Annotated in this window: 17 protein-coding genes; 6 read left to right on the plus strand and 11 right to left on the minus strand. The window is 55.5% G+C overall.

The window, feature by feature from the left end:
- Positions 1-47 precede the first annotated feature (47 nt).
- Together R0135_RS14035 and R0135_RS14040 are read left to right on the plus strand one after the other, a co-directional pair.
- Positions 48-1,898 (plus strand): DUF885 domain-containing protein, encoded by a 1,851-nt coding sequence (locus R0135_RS14035; protein WP_407347546.1) that lies wholly within the window; start codon positions 48-50, stop codon positions 1,896-1,898.
- A gap of 16 nt (positions 1,899-1,914) precedes the next feature.
- Positions 1,915-2,697 carry a thioesterase family protein gene (locus R0135_RS14040; protein ID WP_407347547.1) on the plus strand — a complete coding sequence of 261 codons (783 nt, stop codon included), beginning with the start codon at positions 1,915-1,917 and terminating at the stop codon, positions 2,695-2,697.
- Positions 2,698-2,762: 65 nt separating this feature from the next.
- Here R0135_RS14040 and R0135_RS14045 read toward each other — a convergent pair whose 3' ends face one another.
- The 4 genes from R0135_RS14045 to R0135_RS14060 form a co-directional block, all read right to left on the minus strand.
- On the minus strand, positions 2,763-3,479 hold the full coding sequence (locus R0135_RS14045; RefSeq protein ID WP_407347548.1) for a transporter: 717 nt from the start codon (positions 3,477-3,479) through the stop codon (positions 2,763-2,765).
- Positions 3,480-3,617: 138 nt separating this feature from the next.
- On the minus strand, positions 3,618-3,827 hold the full coding sequence (locus R0135_RS14050; RefSeq protein ID WP_407347549.1) for a penicillin-binding protein: 210 nt from the start codon (positions 3,825-3,827) through the stop codon (positions 3,618-3,620).
- 79 nt (positions 3,828-3,906) lie between these two features.
- Positions 3,907-5,193, minus strand: coding sequence for an amidohydrolase (locus R0135_RS14055; protein ID WP_407347550.1), 1,287 nt, complete (start codon positions 5,191-5,193; stop codon positions 3,907-3,909).
- 50 nt (positions 5,194-5,243) lie between these two features.
- On the minus strand, positions 5,244-5,414 hold the full coding sequence (locus R0135_RS14060; RefSeq protein ID WP_407347551.1) for a hypothetical protein: 171 nt from the start codon (positions 5,412-5,414) through the stop codon (positions 5,244-5,246).
- 75 nt (positions 5,415-5,489) lie between these two features.
- On the opposite strand from R0135_RS14060, the gene R0135_RS14065 reads away from it, so the two are divergent.
- Both R0135_RS14065 and R0135_RS14070 read left to right on the plus strand, forming a co-directional pair.
- Positions 5,490-7,226: a ShlB/FhaC/HecB family hemolysin secretion/activation protein gene (locus R0135_RS14065; protein WP_407347552.1), complete on the plus strand. Its 1,737-nt coding sequence runs from the start codon at positions 5,490-5,492 to the stop codon at positions 7,224-7,226.
- A 9-nt stretch (positions 7,227-7,235) separates the two neighbouring features.
- A complete protein-coding gene (locus R0135_RS14070) occupies positions 7,236-8,384 on the plus strand; it encodes a hypothetical protein (protein WP_407347553.1) in 1,149 nt (382 codons plus the stop codon).
- A gap of 86 nt (positions 8,385-8,470) precedes the next feature.
- Here the strand turns inward: R0135_RS14070 and R0135_RS14075 are convergent, their stop codons facing one another.
- The 3 genes from R0135_RS14075 to R0135_RS14085 all read right to left on the minus strand — a co-directional run bounded on the left by R0135_RS14075 (position 8,471) and on the right by R0135_RS14085 (position 12,512).
- Positions 8,471-10,777, minus strand: a complete 2,307-nt coding sequence (locus R0135_RS14075; RefSeq protein WP_407347554.1) for a heavy metal translocating P-type ATPase — start codon at positions 10,775-10,777, stop codon at positions 8,471-8,473.
- A 189-nt stretch (positions 10,778-10,966) separates the two neighbouring features.
- Positions 10,967-11,905, minus strand: coding sequence for a sulfotransferase domain-containing protein (locus R0135_RS14080; protein WP_407347555.1), 939 nt, complete (start codon positions 11,903-11,905; stop codon positions 10,967-10,969).
- A gap of 220 nt (positions 11,906-12,125) precedes the next feature.
- Positions 12,126-12,512: an MAPEG family protein gene (locus tag R0135_RS14085; protein WP_407347556.1), complete on the minus strand. Its 387-nt coding sequence runs from the start codon at positions 12,510-12,512 to the stop codon at positions 12,126-12,128.
- Positions 12,513-12,767: 255 nt separating this feature from the next.
- On the opposite strand from R0135_RS14085, the gene R0135_RS14090 reads away from it, so the two are divergent.
- Positions 12,768-13,484: a DUF1499 domain-containing protein gene (locus tag R0135_RS14090; RefSeq protein WP_407347557.1), complete on the plus strand. Its 717-nt coding sequence runs from the start codon at positions 12,768-12,770 to the stop codon at positions 13,482-13,484.
- Between the two features lie 82 nt (positions 13,485-13,566).
- Here R0135_RS14090 and R0135_RS14095 read toward each other — a convergent pair whose 3' ends face one another.
- From R0135_RS14095 to R0135_RS14110, 4 genes are all read right to left on the minus strand, one after another.
- On the minus strand, positions 13,567-14,841 hold the full coding sequence (locus R0135_RS14095; RefSeq protein ID WP_407347558.1) for an APC family permease: 1,275 nt from the start codon (positions 14,839-14,841) through the stop codon (positions 13,567-13,569).
- Positions 14,842-15,181: 340 nt separating this feature from the next.
- Positions 15,182-15,628 carry a hypothetical protein gene (locus R0135_RS14100; protein WP_407347559.1) on the minus strand — a complete coding sequence of 149 codons (447 nt, stop codon included), beginning with the start codon at positions 15,626-15,628 and terminating at the stop codon, positions 15,182-15,184.
- A gap of 5 nt (positions 15,629-15,633) precedes the next feature.
- Positions 15,634-15,972, minus strand: coding sequence for a hypothetical protein (locus R0135_RS14105; protein ID WP_407347560.1), 339 nt, complete (start codon positions 15,970-15,972; stop codon positions 15,634-15,636).
- A 39-nt stretch (positions 15,973-16,011) separates the two neighbouring features.
- Positions 16,012-16,848, minus strand: a complete 837-nt coding sequence (locus R0135_RS14110) for a sterol desaturase family protein (RefSeq protein ID WP_407347561.1) — start codon at positions 16,846-16,848, stop codon at positions 16,012-16,014.
- A gap of 442 nt (positions 16,849-17,290) precedes the next feature.
- On the opposite strand from R0135_RS14110, the gene R0135_RS14115 reads away from it, so the two are divergent.
- A complete protein-coding gene (locus R0135_RS14115; protein WP_407347562.1) occupies positions 17,291-18,193 on the plus strand; it encodes a prenyltransferase in 903 nt (300 codons plus the stop codon).
- The last annotated feature ends 168 nt before the right edge of the window (positions 18,194-18,361 follow it).

Below are 18,361 nucleotides of genomic sequence, written 5' to 3' on the forward strand. Positions count from 1 at the left end.
TTTTGAAGCTCTGAATCATTATGTTCAGATATCCAAGGTCTGACTTTATGCTACGACTACCTCCAAGTCTGCTGCTCTTGCTGCTCATCGGTTGCAGCGACAGCAACGTTCCCTTGTCAACACAGCAGGAGGCGGCTGCGCCGCTTGGCCCTGTCGCTGCAGAAACCCGGCGTTTTAACAACTGGCTCGACAAGGAATATCACGTCGAGACGGACTTTAGCCCATTGAGCAAGAGCCGGCGTGGTGACAAGAGTGCACACGGCGAGTTGGACGATGTCTCGGAGTCTGCGCTGGCCAGCCAGCTGCAGTGGCGGCGTGACAGCGTAGCCCGTATGCAGTCCGAATTTCAGCGTGCGGCGCTGGATGAGGAGGCGCAGCGCTCCTGGGATCTGCGGGAGTATCAGTTGGAGCGTCAGGAATGGAGCCAACCCTTCCAGCGGCATCGGTTCATTTTTGGTCGCAATGGGCCCCAGTCTCGATTCCCCAACAATCTGATTAATTATCACGAGGTCTCCAGTGAGTCGGATATGCAGGATTATGTTTCCCGACTTCGGCAGTCGGGCCGGTATCTACGACAGTATCTGGTGCGCGCTCAACTCGCCGCGGAGGAGGGCATCAGGGCGCCGTATTTTGATTATGAGCGCGCCATTTCGGAAATTGATCGTGTGATTACCGGCGAACCCTTTAGCGACGGTGATAGCTCTGCTCTGTGGGCGGATATCAGTGGCAAGCTCGCTGCTTTGCTCGAAGCGGCCATCATTGACGCTAAGCGTGCGGACGAGTTGAGTCAGGCTGCTCGCGCAGCGTTGCTGGGCGAACTGAAGCCCGCCTACCAAGAAATCCGAGCCTGGCTGGTTGCTGATTTTCCGAATGTCAGCGAGGAGGCTCAGGGCGCGTGGTCGCTGCCGAACGGTGAGGCTTATTACGCTGCCAGACTGTCCACCATGACGACGCTACCGTTGACTGCCGAGGAGATTTATCAGACCGGCGCCAGGGAAGTTGCCCGCATTCAGAACGAGATGGAGGGCATTAAACGGCAGGTGGGATTCGAAGGGTCCCTGCAGGAGTTTTTCAACTTCCTGCGCGAGGACGATCAATTCTTTTTGCCTAACACCGATGAGGGCCGTCAGGCGTATCTTGATCTCGCGGACCAGTATCTCAAGGCTATGTATGCAAAGTTGCCGGATTATTTTGGGATTCTGCCAAAAGCCGGGCTGCAGGTCAGGCGTGTAGAGGCTTTTCGTGAACAGGCCGGTGGGTCGGCGCACTATGCCCGCGGCACTCCCGATGGTTCACGCCCGGGGACATTTTATGCGCACCTTGCGGACATGCGCGCAGTGGCAGTAAACCGGCTGGAGAATCTGTCTTATCACGAGGGAGTACCGGGTCACCATATGCAAATCTCCATTCAGCAGGAGCTGGATAACATCCCGCAGTTTCGTGCCTATGCTCGATACACCGCATTTAGCGAGGGCTGGGGACTCTACTCAGAACTGCTGGGTAAAGAGATGGGAGGCTATGAGGATCCTTACGCGGACTTTGGCCGCTTATCGGGTGAAATCTGGCGCGCCGTGCGCCTGGTGGTGGATACCGGCATTCACGCCAAAGGCTGGTCTGAAGAGGAGGCTGTTCAGTATGCGCTGGCAAACTCCTCACGACCGGAGTTGTCCGTTCGCTCGGAGGTTCGGCGCTACTTTAATAACCCGGGGCAGGCTACGGCGTACAAGATCGGTATGCTCAAGATTCAGGAATATCGCGCACGGGCCGAAAGCGAACTCGGCGACGCATTTGATATTCGCGCCTTCCACGATGTGGTGCTGGGCTCTGGCCCGTTGCCGATGGCCGTACTGCAAACCAAGGTAGACAACTGGATCGAGTCGGTCCGTCAGTCAGATTAGCGCTGGGACCCAGATCATGTCGCTTCGTCTTATTACAGAGAGTATCGCTACATCCGGATCATCATTGACGACCGAAATCCCGCCAGACTGGACCCAGGGACGGACCGGCTATGGAGGGCTAACCGCCGCACTGTGCCTTAAGGCAGCTCAGGAGCTGGAACCGACACGGCCACTGCGCAGCGCGTTCATCGGCTTTGTAGGACCAAGCTCTGGAAAAGTCACGGTGCACGCAGAAGCGCTTCGTGTGGGGCGCAATACCTCAAGCATTCGGTCCAGCCTGAGCAGTGCGCAGGGGCCCGGCGTCGAAGCCCTGTTTACGTTTTCGGCCGCTCGACAGAGCGTATTGAATCAAGAGGGTCCTACAGCGCCGGTGGCGCCACCTTCGCCTGACACGCAGGCGCCCGAATTTCGCGAGGGCGCACCCCAGTTCACCCGTCACCTTGAATTCCATTGGGCGAGCGATACCATTCCCTTCGCAAACTGCCGGGAGCCTCGGGTGATGTCCTGGGTACGGCATCGCGATCCCGCGTCTCGAGACCATCCGCTGGCGCTGCTGTGCCTGGCGGATGCATTACCGCCGGCTATAGCAACAACGCTGGACGGTTTCTCCCCGCTCTCCTCAATGACCTGGATGGTCGATTTTTTTGATGACACACCCGAAACCGAGAATGGTTGGTGGCTCTTGGAGTCCCGCTCTGAATTTGCGACTGGCGGCCACTCTACTCAGGACATGACAATATGGAACACGCAGGGCAACTGCGTTGCCAAAGGCCGGCAAATGGTGACGGTATTTGCGTAAGCATGTAGCTATGTTTCTGCGCAATATAGAAGTGCCGGGTGGGCCAGACTCGGGACTTCGGTCACCTAAAAAAGCCGCGACAACCCCAGTCCAACGCGATAATCCCCAGCCTCGTCGTTGAGTCCAAGACCGGCGTTTACATCCAGTTGAAAGCGATCGGACAGCAACCATTGGTAACCGCCGTTCAGCCAGTGGGCAGCATCGCCTCCCTCGCGCCAGTTGAGCTCCCACTCCACAAACGCAGCGCGCCGATCTGGCGACGGTAAGATGAGCTTGAGACCGTTATCGAACTGCACGCCGTTGCCTAGCTGTGTCACTCTGGCTGTTCCCGCAAGGGACAATGCGCCGCTGTGCGCCCAGATAAAAGCTGCGCTGGGATCCCAGCGATCACTGCTGATATTGCTGTCGCCGGTCGGTGCTGACACCTGAAGCAGCAGGGCCATCTGTGTTGTATTAGACAGGGTATCGATAGCCAGCTTGGTGCCCATTGCCAGGTCGGCGCGATCGCCGTCATCCCAGTTGAGCGAACTTACAAAGAGCTCCACGCCCCGAGCGGCACCGTAGCGCAGCTCGGCCCGGGGAGCCGACACGCTATCAGAATACTTGTCGTACCCTATGCCTCCCTCAAACTGCAGTTTTTGGTGTGGAACCACGGTAGGCGCAAAGGTGAAACCCGGACGATTGGTATCAATGGTCTGGGAGGCGACAGGCAGCGCTATTGCAAGTAACGTAACGCCCACGGGTGTTAGATTGCGTGTATGTGCTTCGCCCCAAAACTTCATGGATGATCCTTGTCTTTCAATGCTTTGAGTGTTCGCTCCGCACAGTCTAAACCCGTCATTGTTGGGATGGCATTCGCATTCGCAAGCGGATTGTGTGAGTGAGGGTCTAGCTGCGGTAATTGGTGTTATCGCCCCGATTCAGTAGGAAGAGTTGGGCGATAGCTCCGGATTGATTTCTCCGCCGACTTCATCGGGGTCAATACCCAGCTCCAGGAGTGCCGCTCTGACGGTCTCGATATGCTCGAGAATTACCGTGTAACGATCGCCGTACTCGTATCGCGTTACTTCGATGGCCTGTGGCATGTAGGTAAAGGCGATCTTGAGGGCTTGCAGTTGGTCGTCAGTCATAAAATGTCGCTTGTTAAGTTGATTTAAAAAAATTGAATCTACATACGCTTCCTGTGCGGTTGTTGCTTCACGCTCAGGCTCACTGTTGTGAATGCAGCCACTCAAGGGCGAGGCTGCTCATTGCTTTTACGCCATGGCTAAGCGCCTTGTCATTCACATAGAAGTACGGCGAATGATTTGCCGCACCGTCGACTTCGCCGTCAGCGGCGACACCCAGGCCAAAAAACAATGCCGGGATTTCGTTAGCAAAGAAGGAAAAATCTTCTGCACCCATAATGGGTTTGACAAGTTGGGCGTTTCCGTCTGCGGCTGCGCGTTTTAACACAGGAGCCATTTGCCGAGTCAGCTCAACGTCGTTGGCGGTGACGGGTACACCGTCGGGTATAGTCGCCTCGGCCGTTGCGCCAAAGCTTTCGGCAGTGAGCTTTACCGTGCGCTTGATACGTTCGTGAACGTCGGCGCGCATAGCCATGTCCAGGGTTCGAATTGTCCCGGACATAACCACTTCTTCCGGAATGATGTTGTTCCTATTGCCGCCGTTGATTGAGCCGATGCTCACGACCGCAGGTGCTTTTGAAACATCGATTTGACGGCTGACAATAGTCTGAAGGTTGTTGATGATTTGAGCCGAAACGGCGATGGGGTCAACGCCCTTCCATGGCATAGAGCCGTGGGTTTGAACACCCTTAACAACCACGCTGAAAGTGTCCGCAGCTGCCATAAAGCCCTCGGGCTTATACATGATCATCCCCGCGGGGGCTGGAAATACGTGGAGACCAAAAATTGCGCCCGTATCGCGCAACACGCCTTCGGCGACCATCACATCAGCTCCACCTGGGCCTTCTTCCGCGGGCTGAAAAATGAATTTGATTTTTCCGGGAATCTGATCCCGAATGCCGGCGAGCACCTCAGCTGCGCCCAATAAAATCGCCATATGGGCATCATGCCCACAGGCATGCATCACTCCGGTTTCCGTGCCGCGCCACTCGGTGGTCACCGTGGATGCAAAGGGCAGGCCCGTTTTCTCGGTGACGGGCAGAGCATCCATATCTGCTCTGAGTGCAACGGTAGGACCCGGTTTTGAGCCTTTCAAAATGCCGATAACACCAGTTCCGGCTACGCCGGTCTGTACCTCATCAAACCCGAGCGCGGAGAGTTCTGCGGCGATCTTTTGAGCGGTCTTAAATTCCTGATTGCTGAGCTCCGGGTAGGCATGAAAGTGATGGCGAAGCTCGATGACCTTGTCATTCACATTCTGGACTCGTTGGTCGACCTCCGTTTGCCAGTCTGCGGCAATCGTTATGACGGGAAGCAGGGCCGCCAACACAGCCGTCATTCTCAGTATGGGTTTTGCGAAAAGAGCCATAACATCGATCCGTTTACTGTTGATGGATTGATGCTACCAACTTGCTACGCCTAACCGAAGGTGTTTTTAGGCGCTTCATCATCAACGGGGCTGCCGGTGTTCATTAATTCAAGTTTCTGAAGACCGCCCAAAAAAAATAATGACAGATGTCCTGCACAAAGGTGTGGGCCATAGCCGTCGAGCACCATTTGTATTGGTTGCCGGGAAAACAGTGCGTCCATTATGATGACCGTAATGCGAGGCCCACATCTATGGCCCTATCCAACAATAATAGTGCAGGGGTTTATATCTTAAACATGGATTCACGAAGCGGTTTGTTTCTCGCCTTACTTGCGACAGTGACGTTTAGTGCGTTATCGCACGCGCAGTATCCAACGTCCGGACTGATCTACCAGGATACCCGGCGCGAGCGATTGCAGCCGCAACCAAGAAAGTCTGTAGAGCCATTGATTGAGCGGCCGGCACAATCGCAGCAGCCCTCGGGTGAACGAGTGGATGTCACTCACTTTGTTGTTTATGGCAATTCATCGCTCACGGACACGGAGCTTGGGAACATACTTGCCCCATTCTCGCACAGAGAGCTCTTTACCAATGAGTTGCATGAAGCCGCAAACACGCTGAGAGCGCATTACCGCAGTATGGGTTTGTTTACCGCAGAGGTTTACATTCCGCCTCAGGCTATCGAAGACGGCATTGTCACTCTTCATGTGTACGAGGGAGTTCTGGAAGAGGGCGGTGTCGAGCTGGACGCTGGCGATGGTGATCATGTTGATGCGCAGCTTGTTCAGAGCATCTTGGCAAGTAGTCTACAAACAGGCAGCGCATTGCATCGAGACGACGTGGAGCGTGCGATTTTATTGACGGACGATCTCCCTGGTGTGACATCGCATTCTGTGATTTATCCAGGGCAGGAAGTTGGTGAAGCACGATTTCTCATGCGCATGGAAAACACGCCGCGAGTCTCAGGCAACATTGATATCGATAATTTTGGAAGCTACTACACGGGCGAGGCGCGAATTGGAACCACACTGTATCTCAACAGTCCGTCGGGTAATGGCGATCAACTAACGTTTCGGGGAGTCACCACAGGGTCTGACTCCAATTATGTATTTGTGGATTACAGCTTGCCGGTATCGGGATCAGGCTTGCGTATTGGGGCGAGCGCTGACTACCTTGAGTATGATTTGGGTAAGCAGTTTCGGGCTCTTGGAAGTGAAGGCCAGGCAGGGTCCTTGCGTCTCTTTGCAAGCTACCCATTTAAACGAACACGTCACAGTAACGCATCGGGTCGGCTCGAATACGCCTATCTAAGTCTGGAAGATGACGGTGCGCAGGGTTTATTACTCGCTGAGCGTGACGTTCATACCTTAACGGCAAGTATTACTGGCGATAGTGATGGTGATCGCTGGCCGAACGGAACCACTTACTACTCTTTGGGCGTTACGGCGGGTGAGGTAGATATAGAGGGCGGTGAGGCTTTTAAGGCTTTCGACGAAGCTAATGTCGGCACTGACGGCAGCTTTGCGCGAGTCAACTTTCAAGTCTCCCGGTTGCAGCATGTGGGGGGTAACTGGTCGACCAATGTGTCTCTTAGCGGTCAGTGGGCCAGTGCAAACCTCGACTCTTCACAAAAGTTTTTTGTTGGTGGTCCCTTTAGCGTTCCCGGGTATCCAACGGGCGAGGCGAGCGGCGATCACGGCGTAAATCTACATACTGACCTGCGACGTGACTTTTATGGCTTGCCATGGGGCGGTGCGTTTCAGGCGTCTGCATTTTATACCGCCGGATGGGCTCAACTGTTTGACCAGACCTGGGATGGTTGGGAGGGCGAAAACCCGTTAATCAAAAATAACATCGTGCTGCAATCCTGGGGATTGAGCGCGACGCAGACCTGGGATTCTGGGCTGATACTGCGGGGATCAATTGGCAGGCAGCTTGGGGATAACGACGCGCGCAACCCCATTACTGGTGAAGCGACCGATGGTTCTGACAGTGTCTACCGCGCATGGATTCAGGCCATCTACTATTTTTAGGAATAACTGATGTATAAAACATTGCCAATTCTGTTTTTCTCTGCGGTCTGTGCCACTGATCTGTTTGCCGCTGCTAACTGCAAGCATTCGAGTTCATGGCAGTGCCAGGGGCATACGGGACTAAGCCCCCAAGCCTCGCAAACAGGCTTGGGTATCAGCGGGGGCGGACAGACGCCAAGTAGTGTAGGAAATCAGCCTCTTGGTTCTGTAACGAGCGGCAGCCAGCCTATGGTTGCTTTGATCCCTGCGTCTCTAATTCCGCCACAGCCGCAAGCACCGCAGGTTCCGAAGCCCCAGCCACAGGCGATACCCCAGCCAATACCGCAGCAGACGCCGCAGCCCATGCAGGTGCCGCCTCAGGTACCACCTCAGGTGCCGGGCCAGGTTCCGCAGCCGCAGCCACAGGCGATACCTCAGGCGATACCACAGCAGGTGCCCCAGCCGATGCAGGTGCCGTCGCAGGTACCGGGGCAGGTTCCCCAGCCTCAGCCGCAGGCAATACCCCAGGCGATACCGCAGCAGGTGCCCCAGCCGATGCAGGTGCCGTCGCAGGTACCGGGGCAGGTTCCCCAGCCTCAGCCGCAGGCAATACCCCAGGCGATACCGCAGCAGGTGCCCCAGCCGATGCAGGTGCCGTCGCAGGTACCGGGGCAGGTTCCCCAGCCTCAGCCGCAGGCAATACCGCAGGCGATACCGCAACAGATTCCGCAGGTTCAGCCACAGCCTGTAAAGGTGCAGCAGCAGGTTTCTCAGACGCTGCCAAATCCTCAACAGCTGTCAAAGCCAAGCGTGACTTCACAAGTACCGACAGGCGCAACTAACTTGACCCCTGTGAAAGTTACGCATCAGCAGGGAGGCCGCGTTCCTCCGAAGCCGCAAGTTGCAGTTATCCCCAACAAGCCTCCGCAGACCGCTATTGGTCAGAAGCCTCCGACTTCTCCAAGCCATGTGGTTGTTACCCAGCCACAGCCGCAGATACACACAACGCTCAGCGGTGAGATTTTGATGGGAGAAATCGTAGAGCCCGGAATTCAGAACAAAGAGGTTGAGTTGTATCGTAGCGAGGACGCAGAGGAGGCCTTGTATAGCGACATCATTCCCATGGATAAAACGGGTTTTCATCTCACGGTTTTCGGTACCAGACCTCCCGTTTACTGAGAATGAGTTTGCCGTTGTTTCTGTGTCCGGCGCAGTTAAAGAACTATTGCGCGCGTTCCAGAAGCGGTGTTGCCCGGCAGTGAGGCTTACTGCCCTCTCAATCGCAATGCATTGCTGATCACCGAAACCGAACTGAGACTCATTGCGAGGGCGGCGATCATTGGTGACAGCAGTAGTCCAAATAATGGATAGAGAATGCCGGCAGCCACGGGTACACCTGCACTGTTGTATATCAGAGCAAACAGCAAATTCTGTCGCATATTGCTCACCGTCAGTTCAGAAATTCGTCGCGCTTCCAAAATACCGCGAAGGTCACCTTTTATCAGTGTCACCTGAGCGCTGTTCATAGCCACGTCAGTACCCGTGCCCATAGCAATGCCCACGTCAGCCTGTGCCAGGGCTGGTGCATCGTTGATCCCGTCCCCGGCCATCGCCACTTTACGGCCTTCGGCCTGCAGCCTGCTCATCAGGTTCAGTTTGTCCCGGGGAGTCACCTCACTGTGCACTTCGTCGATGCCCAGTTCACTGGCTACCGCCTGTGCAGTGATCTCGCCGTCGCCGGTTGCCATGATGATTTTGAGTCCCCTTTCATGCAGTGCTCTTATGGCTGCGTGCGTGCTGCTCTTAATGGGGTCCGACACGGCTAGCAAGCCAACAAGCTTGCCGCTAAGCGCCAGATACATGACGCTGGCACCTTGATTACGCATCTGGTCGGCGCTGGATTGTGCGCTGTTCACATCAACATGGTGTTGTCGCATGAATTTAGTATTGCCCAGACTCAACTGCTGTCCGTTGAGCTGTCCGTTGAGCTGGCCGGTAACGCCGATACCGCTTTCAGAGTCAAAATCGCTGACTGTAGCCAGGTTCATGTCACGTTCCCTGGCCGCCATCACAATGGCGCGCGCCAGCGGATGCTCACTGCCTTGATTAAGACTGGCAGCTAATCTCAAAACCTCGTCTGCAGACAATTCCCCCAGTGACACCGCCTTCTTAAATGTGGGTTTGCCTTCGGTTAGCGTACCGGTTTTATCGATCACGATTGTATCTATGAGCCGCAGTGCCTCGATAGCGGCAGCATCATGAAAGAGTACACCCGAGTTCGCGGCCTTGCCGGTCGCGACCATGATGGACATAGGCGTGGCCAGTCCCAGAGCGCAGGGACAGGCGACTATCAGGACCGCAACGGCATTGATCAGACCATAGACCCAGGAAGGATCAGGGCCCACGAAACCCCAGCTAAGGAAGGTGATGATAGCGACAGTCAAAACCACCAGTACGAAATAGCCCGATACCACATCGGCTAGCCTCTGCATCGGAGCGCGGGATCGCTGAGCCTGAATAACCAGGCTCACGATCTGCGCCAGTGTGGTGTCGCTAGTGACTTTTTCCGACCGTATCACCAATGTGCCGTTGGTGTTGAGTGTCGCGCCTATGACCCTATCGCCCCTTGTCCGGGTTACTGGAATTGGCTCACCGGTAAGCATGGATTCATCAACGGAGCTGCGGCCTTCTTCTACGATGCCGTCGATGGGGATTTTCTCGCCTGGGGTCACCCGCAGGCGGGACCCCACCTGAATGTTTTCTATTGCGATGTCTTCTTCGCTGCCGTCGTCATTAATGCGGCGCGCTGTTGTCGGCGCCAGACCCAGCAGCGCCTTGATAGCTCCCGAAGTCTGCGCCCGTGCTCTTAACTCCATAAGCTGTCCCAGCAGGGTGAGAGAGATGATCATTGCGGAAGCTTCAAAGTACACGCTCACGCGACCGTCGATCGCGAAGGCTTCTGGGAAGACCCGCGGGGCGACAGTCGCCACCAGGCTGTATAGATAAGCCAGCGAGGTGCCCAGCCCAATGAGCGTCCACATATTGAGACTGCGGTTGATGACGGACTGAATGCCTCTGACGAAGAAGGGCCGGCCCGCCCAAAGCACCACGGGAGTCGCCAGCATCAGTTCAAGCCAATTCTGCCAGATTCCGGGTAGCCAGCTATGACCGTGACCAAGCATGGCGAGTGCGAATACCATGGTGGTAAATGGCAGGCTGAACAGAAAGCGTCGCCTGAAATCCACAAGTTCCGGGTGCTCGCTATCGCCAAGGCTGGGAGCCTCTGGCTCCAGCGCCATACCGCACTTTGGGCAGGTGCCTGGTCCTGACTGGCGGACTTCTGGGTGCATGGGGCAGGTGTGCCAGACCCCAAGTTCGGTGGCCTCTTGTTTGTCGCCCTCTGCAAGATAATGGTCCGGACTGGTGGCAAACTTACTCTGGCAACCGGCGCTGCAAAAACAAAAGGTCTGACCTTTATGCTGATAGCGGTGTGTAGATTTAGCATCTACTGACATGCCGCAGACCGGATCCTTTCCCGTCTCGGGGCTGACCGTCTTATCTTGCTTTGTCATGCCATTCAGCCTTTGTCGTCACCCAAGCATATTGCTTTATGTAGTCCCGATGTTGAGTTACGTCCAACATCAATTCTTGTATGGGTATTGGGCTGTTGCTCTTACTAAATGCCTATCGGAACGGTCTACCCAGGTGATTCCCGGGCGCGGCCTTCGGTGATTTCATCGGCCGTAGCAAGTAGGGCCTCATCAGCCTACCTGACCACCTTCTTCGAGCCACTTTATGCAATCGGGTGTGAGAACCTTTTTCTTGGCCTGCTCATACAATTGCAAATCTTCGTCGGTGAGAACCTCTTTCCATCGGCCGTTGGTACCTTTAAAGAAAAATCCTTCAGCGCCATCTTTAAAAACCACGCCGCGAGGATCGCCCTTCGCATCCATTTCCTTTGCTTTGGATTTTACGTGATCGAAGGTGGTATTAGTGACGATCCGCTCCAGATCTTCTGGCGTGATGTCGAATTGCGCTGCCTCGGCCATGCGGGATACGACACCGGCATGGTCGCGGAGCATGTCGCTGTAGTGAAAGAAGTGAAAGTTAGGCAGGTGGCGATGCGCCCAATAGCTCGCCGTGTGACCGAGGTTTGCCCAGAATGGATATCCCTCGGATTCCCAGTCGAACCAACCCCGAGTCATCCATCCTTGCCAGAGTTCCCGGGGGTCTTGTGGGCAGGGCGGAAGGGGATCGCCAACAACGTCGGGTGCGTTCATCATGCTCATTGCTGTGTCGGTATAGCGCGAGTAGTGATTGTAGAAAGACATGAAGACGTCGCGCGCGTCCCGTGCCACGATAAAATACTGCACCTGCGGGTAGTAGGGCAGACCATCAAGAGGTAGATGGCTCTTGATAAAGCGCCGTCCCGGTATCGCCTCCATGTAAGGCCCAAGCTGCTCGCGGGGAATGGGTAGGAACCGTGCGTCGGGCCAGGGTGTTACATCATTGAATTCGGGCCGAGGGGTCATCTTGCCGTAAAACATTTCGTCCAGAATCTGTTGTGTCCAGGTCGTTCCGGCTTTGTAAGAGGTCGTGACAATGATGTCCGTTGAGCGCGGTTCGTACTCCTCCCAGCGTGTCGAATCCAGGTGGTGGTTCTGGTAAGTACGTGTCACCTGCGGGAATGGTCCGTCCATAGTTTCTCGTTGCCTCATTTCTTCTGGTAAATATTTGAGCCCGGCTAAAGCACTTAAATAGTAAAGCTCGTTTTACCAGAAGTTACAAGAATCCGCTTTTTTTAACGTTACTCAGTCACGCATACTCTATGGAGTTGTGATCCAGGGTTTATGGTTGCAACCCGTGTTGGCTCCGCAAAATGCAGATTTGTCGGGCTTCTTGAGCTTTAATGCCGACAGGCTATGCAACCCCCGCCAGCACCGCGCCCAGTCCTGCCGCACCCAGAAGGGTGAACGTCGGCATTATGCTAAGAGCGAAACCTAAAGCCCGGGTAGCAGGGTCCTTGGTGTAGGAGCTTGCGTACAGAACGCGACCCACAATGTATACGGCCCCAATCGCTGCAATGACGGTGCCGGGCCAATACACGTCTGCCAGCAGTAGTGCCGGCAGAAAGCACACTAATTGTTCGAGTGTGTTCATCTGTATACGAAAAGCCCGGTCAAACATTTCATGGCCGGTCGTCGCCGGGGCGTCAATACTGTATTTTCCTCGGGCGCGCCCCACCATGATGGCCAAATAAATAAACTGGGAGATAGCGAGTACTGCAACAATGTGTACGTAGTTCACGGATTTCCTTTTCTTTGAGGCGGTAAGTATGTATGTCAGTCTCGCGTTACCCTGCGGGACCACCGTTGCGTATCTTAACACTGAGCGGTTTTCTTACTCCGTTATCAACGCCGAGCCCAGTTGTACTTGAACCTACGGCCAATCGATTATGAGCGCCGACGAAAAAAACAGCCGAGGTCTGTCCAGACAAACAATAGCGGTTGGAACCGTTGCAAGGTAGGCTTCCCGTAACTTCATTTTATGGTTGTCGACGACATGGCGAAAATTTTCAGAAGACTGGCAATAGGCGCTGCGCTAATCGCCGCTTTGCTACTGCTCTTGTCCGGCCCCGGCACACGCTTTGGTCTTTGGGAATACGGTACCGGCTTTCTGATGATGCGGATCGCCTTTTTTGTTGGTCTTGGGGCTGCGGCGCTAGCGCTGCTCATGCTTGTTATTCCTAAGACCCGGGTCCTGGGAGCCCTGCCTCTCGTCGTAGCGCTGGCTCTTGGTCTTGGCACTGCATACCTGCCATGGAGCGGCGTTCAAAAGGTACGCTCGCTGCCCTTTATACATGACATCACCACCGATACCGAGAACCCGCCCGCCTTCGTTGCGGTGCTGCCGCTGCGTGTCGATGCGCCCAACCCTCCGGAATATTTGGGCGAGGAAGTTGCGTCGCGGCAGCGTGAAAGCTATCCGGATATCAAAACAGTAACGCTAGAAATGCCGGCAGACCAGACATTCGCTCGGGCACTTGAAGTGGTCGAGGCGATGGGCTGGGAGCTTGTGGCAAGCGAACCCTCTGATGGGCGAATCGAAGCGACGGAAACGACCTTCTGGTTTGGTTTCAAGGACGATGTGGTGATCAGGATCGCTGGAACAGCCGGCGGTAGTCGGCTGGATGTGCGGTCGAAGTCCCGCGTTGGCAGAAGCGATGTCGGCGCCAATGCAGAGCGCATCCGGAAATTCATGCAAGCGTTTCAGGGTTGAGCTGCGGGTCCTTACCTGCCTTGGGAGCAGAGCCGGGAGGCTGCGCGATACCTTGGGATCAAGTTTTCAGGCGATCTGAGGCTTAATTTTTCAGCACTGTTTTGTTCCTGCGGGCGATGAAGTACAGAGCAGTGCCAGCTAGCGCGAGAGCAGCCAGCGTCAACCATTGGTCTATGCTCGTCTGCAGCGTCGCCCAAACCGATAACACTAGAGCAATAGGGGCAGCGATCAGGATCGTGAAGTTGATGGCGGGTAGGCCGGCATTACGGCGCAACTTCGGTAGCGAGACGATGGACGCTATGTAGGCTAGAAGCCGCGCCAGGGTGGAAATGATCGCGAGCACGAGGAAGCTGGAGTTCAAAGCGAAGATGAGCGCGCCTACACCAAAGAAAGCGATGGAGTTGGCTGGCGTACCCCAGCGTGACACCTTACTGAACCAGGCTGGGAGCAGACCGTCATCGGCGAGCGCCGGCGGCATGCGGCTGGCCGAAGTGAGGCCGGCGGTGAGATTGGCGAGCACGCTGACCACGATAGTGGCCGCAATCAGCAGCGCCCCCATGTCTCCGCCATACTCCGCCGCCAGCGCGGTTAGCGGGGCATCGGGGCCCGTGCCGGCAATGATGCTATGGCTATAAGCCCATTGCAGGCCAAAATAGATCAGGGTGACGACCGCGATGCCGCCCAAAAGCGCACGAGGCATGGCCCGCCTGGGATCACGTGTTTCGCCCGCAGGAATAGTGGCGTTTTCGAAGCCGACATAAGCGTACAGGGCGGCAAGCGCTATGCCTTCGACCTCGCTGAACTGCGGCAGGACTAACGGCCCCGGCGCGCTGGCGGCGGCCAGGCCTGCAAACATCAGGATTAACAGAGGAACAAGCTTTAAGAATGTCATTGCGCCAAGGGCAGCGACAACACGCTTGATGCCCACGATGTTGATGCCCGTCAGGCTGCCTAGCACGGCAACAATAAGTAGAGTCCGGCCTAGCCCCTCGCCGACGGCGGGCCAAAGGGCGGCGGCATACGCGACGAGGACGAGTACATTGGCTCCCTGGCTGATGAGGCGGGCGATGAAAAAGGCCCATCCGACCTGAAAGCCGGCAAAATCCCCCCACGCATCGCCAACATAACGCTGTGGGCCGCCGGAGCGGTCGGTGAGTTTGGTGAGTTCGGCAAAGCAGACGACGATGGCCGAAACGACTACACCGCCCAAGAGCAACAGCCAGGGCGCGAACTCGCCGACGGCGACATGCAGCACTTCGGGTAAGCCGAAAATGCCCGCACCGATGAGGCCGTTCACGACGATAAAAAGGACGCCGAACGTCCCCATGTCTCTGCGGTATTTGTCTGTCTCGGTCACTATCAAGCCTGCTCGGTCAGGAGACCTCTTGTGCGGCCTCCGCAGGAGGGTAGCTTAAAACGGCAGTCACGTCCGCGCGTGTGGCAGGAACGGTAAACAAGATTCGCTAAAGACATCGGCGATGCTTGAGGCATAGAGGAGAAGTCTTATCTCAACCCATAGCCAGTGAGCAGACTGCCTGCGAGCCAAAGCCCCTTCGCTCCATTAAGTAGGTGAAAATGTGACCTGTGTCCTCGGGATAAACTCTTACCTATGTGCCAAGGGCCCTCCTGGCATTGTGTTAGGTAGAAGTAGTCGATGATATTTTTAACCTTGGCATCAGGGGAAGCCGCGCCGGATTCTATTCATACAATGGCACAACCTCGTCGTTAACAAAGGTGTAGCGAGGATGCTTGTACCACCCCCACAGCGCGGATCGCCGCGGCTCTTTGTGAACCCGGTCCTCATAAACCGTTAGTTTCCCGTCTTCGGGTCGCAGCCAAAAATCGAGATCGTAGAGCTTGTCGGGCTCTCCGGGCACGGCAAAATCCGTGCAGGCAAAGTAGCGATTGCCGTCTATGACCCGCACCGGGTCGTGGATTTTTACGAATCGTAGAGTGAGCGTCGTGCCTACAACACGGTCTTCGATGCTGAACAAGCCGTTCTGATCCTGGTGCTGCGAAATATAGCGTCGGGTAGCTGCCTTGATATCGTCAGCATAAAAAACATCGTCTGCCTTAGCCGGTACTACGTCTAATACGAGTCCGGCCAGAAGCAGGGGTCCCAGCAGGCCAGCAAGCTTACCCACGGACCTCACTCGGGATCAGGCTTCTTTTTGGCTGGTTTTCCGCCATGTTCAGCGGCGCGCCCGGCATGCTCTTTCGCCTTCTCTGCCTTCGACTCGGCTGCTTTGCCTGCATGTTCTGCCGCGTTACCGGCATGCTCTGAGGCCTCGGCAGCCGCTTTTCCGGCGTGTTCCGACGCCTCTTCAGCGTGCTTGGCCGCCTTGCCAGCGTGTTCGGCGCTTTCGCTCGCCGCTTTTCCGGCATGTTCCGCGGCCTTACCCGCGTGTTCCTTCTGACCTTGGTCTGCATTTGCGCCTGTTGATATGAGCAGTGCAGCGAGGGCGAATACTAAGTGTTTTGCGAGCATAAATGACTCCTATTATTGTCGTTGAAAAATCAGCTGACATCACGAGACCTTACCTTCCTCTGTGGCCTGAGGTTTTGCAAGGTCCATATTGCGTCGGCGAAACGGTTCCACGAGCCACTCCAGTGGCGAAAAAGCCAGACTCCGACCCTCGGGCAGACCAAAAGTCGCATCATCTCCGAGTGCTGTTGTTTGCCTGATATCTGTTTGAAAGAGCACATCCCACCAGGGGAAAATCGTCGAGAAATTGCGGTCGCCAAATTGTCGGTCGGCGAGATGATGCAGACTGTGATAGCGCGGGGTGACGAGTATGGTCCCAATAAAGCTGTTCAGCTTGGTAGGTAAGTTTAGGTTGGAGTGATGGAATTGTGAGCAAAAGCTCACCAGGATCTCGAAGATAAACCAGGCGACTGCGGTGGGTCCCCAGACGGCAATCCACAACGCCTTTACCAGCGCCGATATCATCAACTCCCCCGGATGAAAGCGTAAGGCTGTGCTGATATCCATGCCGGTATCAGCATGATGGGCTTTATGAAATCTCCAGAGAAACGGGATCCGGTGATTGGCTCGATGCCACGCGTAGTCAAAGGCGTCGAGCACTACGATGGAGGTGAAAATCTCTATCCAACCCTTAAGCCCCAGCCAGCGCGCTATCCCCCAGCCTTGTTCGTCGACGTAAACCGCCCACATCAGAAATGGCACAAAAACCAGGAGTCTGGTTAGCACCGTATTAAGTGCGGCTACCAATGCGTGAAAAACAAACCGCTGCAGCTTTTGCGAGCGCGACTGGCGAATCGGGAACCAAAACTCGAGTAGCCCGAAGATCAGCAAGCCGCCTACAAAAATGTACAACTTGCCGCTATCAAGATCTAGAAACATAGATAGGTCCAGAGCTCAGGATCGAGGCGGTCGACAAATTCCGCTCCGAAGTTTTGGGTTGTCGGCTTTAAGTATATCGACAACTAGCTTACATATTATCGCGAGCAAATAGCCTGCACATTTTGGTACGTGCTGGGGTTCACCAGAAGCCATGCAATGGTGCCGGCACGTTAACTCAGCCACATTGATAGAATCGGCCGATGAATACCCGCCGGCGGTACTTATTCTATCTATACGGCGGTCAGCAATCTGTTCAATCTGGGCGGGCATCTGGTTAGGGCTCAGCATTATGGGAATCTGAGGGTAAGCGCGTTTGAAGCGTGGAGCAGGGTGGTTGCTTGAGATCGCGCGGTGAATATCTGCAATCTGCCTGAGCTAACTTGGCTGATCGCACCAGAAACCTCCTATAATCGCCGCGTTCTTTAACCAGCAAGTCTTTGTCATGCTCAATCCATCCGTTGCCGCAACGCTCGGTCCTATGCGCGTCCCGTTTCTTCTTCTTGTGCCGGTGGTTGTGGGATTGGGCGCCGTGACTGCTGTGTCGCAAGGTGTGGAGCTGAATCTTTCCGTGCTGCTGCTGACTTTTGTTGGTGCGCTCTCAGCCCATGTCGCAGTGAACGCCCTCAACGAGTACGAAGATTTTCGAAGCGGCCTGGATCTCATCACCGAGCGCACGCCTTTTAGCGGTGGTACAGGAACGCTGCCCACGCATCCCGAAAAAGCTCATTACGCTCTGGTGGTAGGTCTGCTGGCCGTCGCATTAGTGGCGATTATTGGATTGTGGCTCTGTGTAAGCCGCGGCTACGGTGTGCTAGTACCGGGCATAGTGGGTTTGGCAACGATTCTCACCTATACGCGCTTTATAACTCGCTCGTCCGTACTTTGCCTTCTCGCTCCCGGTGTGGCGTTTGGCCCGCTGATGGTGATGGGAACAGACTATGTGCTCACGGGGACCTACAGTGAGGCGGGGGCGTATGCCTCACTCCTGCCGTTATTCCTGGTGAGCAATCTGCTGTTAATGAATCAGTTTCCTGACATTGAACCTGACACCCGCGTGGGCCGTCGGCACCTCCTGATCAGGTATGGTACCGGTGTGGGTGTGACCACGTTTGCTGTGTTCCTTGTGGCGGCCTACGGGTCGGTGCTATTCGCCGTTGTCGCGGATGCATTACCTGTCACTGCGCTTCTTAGCGTGCTGACCTTGCCGATCGGCGTTCGTGTGTGGCTGGGGTTGCGGCGCCACGCCCATGACATTCCGTTGCTTGTGCCATACATGGGTCAGAATGTGTTGCTCACGCTTCTCACGCCAACTTTGCTGGCGTTCGGCCTCTTACTAGCGTTGTAGCTCCGTTCCGTTGCGCTGTTTAGCTAGCGCTTTCACTGGACCGGCAGACGGCAAAGGCGATAGCGAGTGGCGGCAGCGCACATCGCGTACCGTCGAGAGGTTGGCAGCCAGTGAAAGTCCTCCAAAATAAGAAAGCTAAACAATTTTCTCGGTTGAAGATGGTCTAAA

The sequence above is a fragment of the Congregibacter variabilis genome, assembly GCF_045689235.1.
In the GTDB taxonomy this organism is placed as follows: domain Bacteria; phylum Pseudomonadota; class Gammaproteobacteria; order Pseudomonadales; family Halieaceae; genus Congregibacter; species Congregibacter variabilis.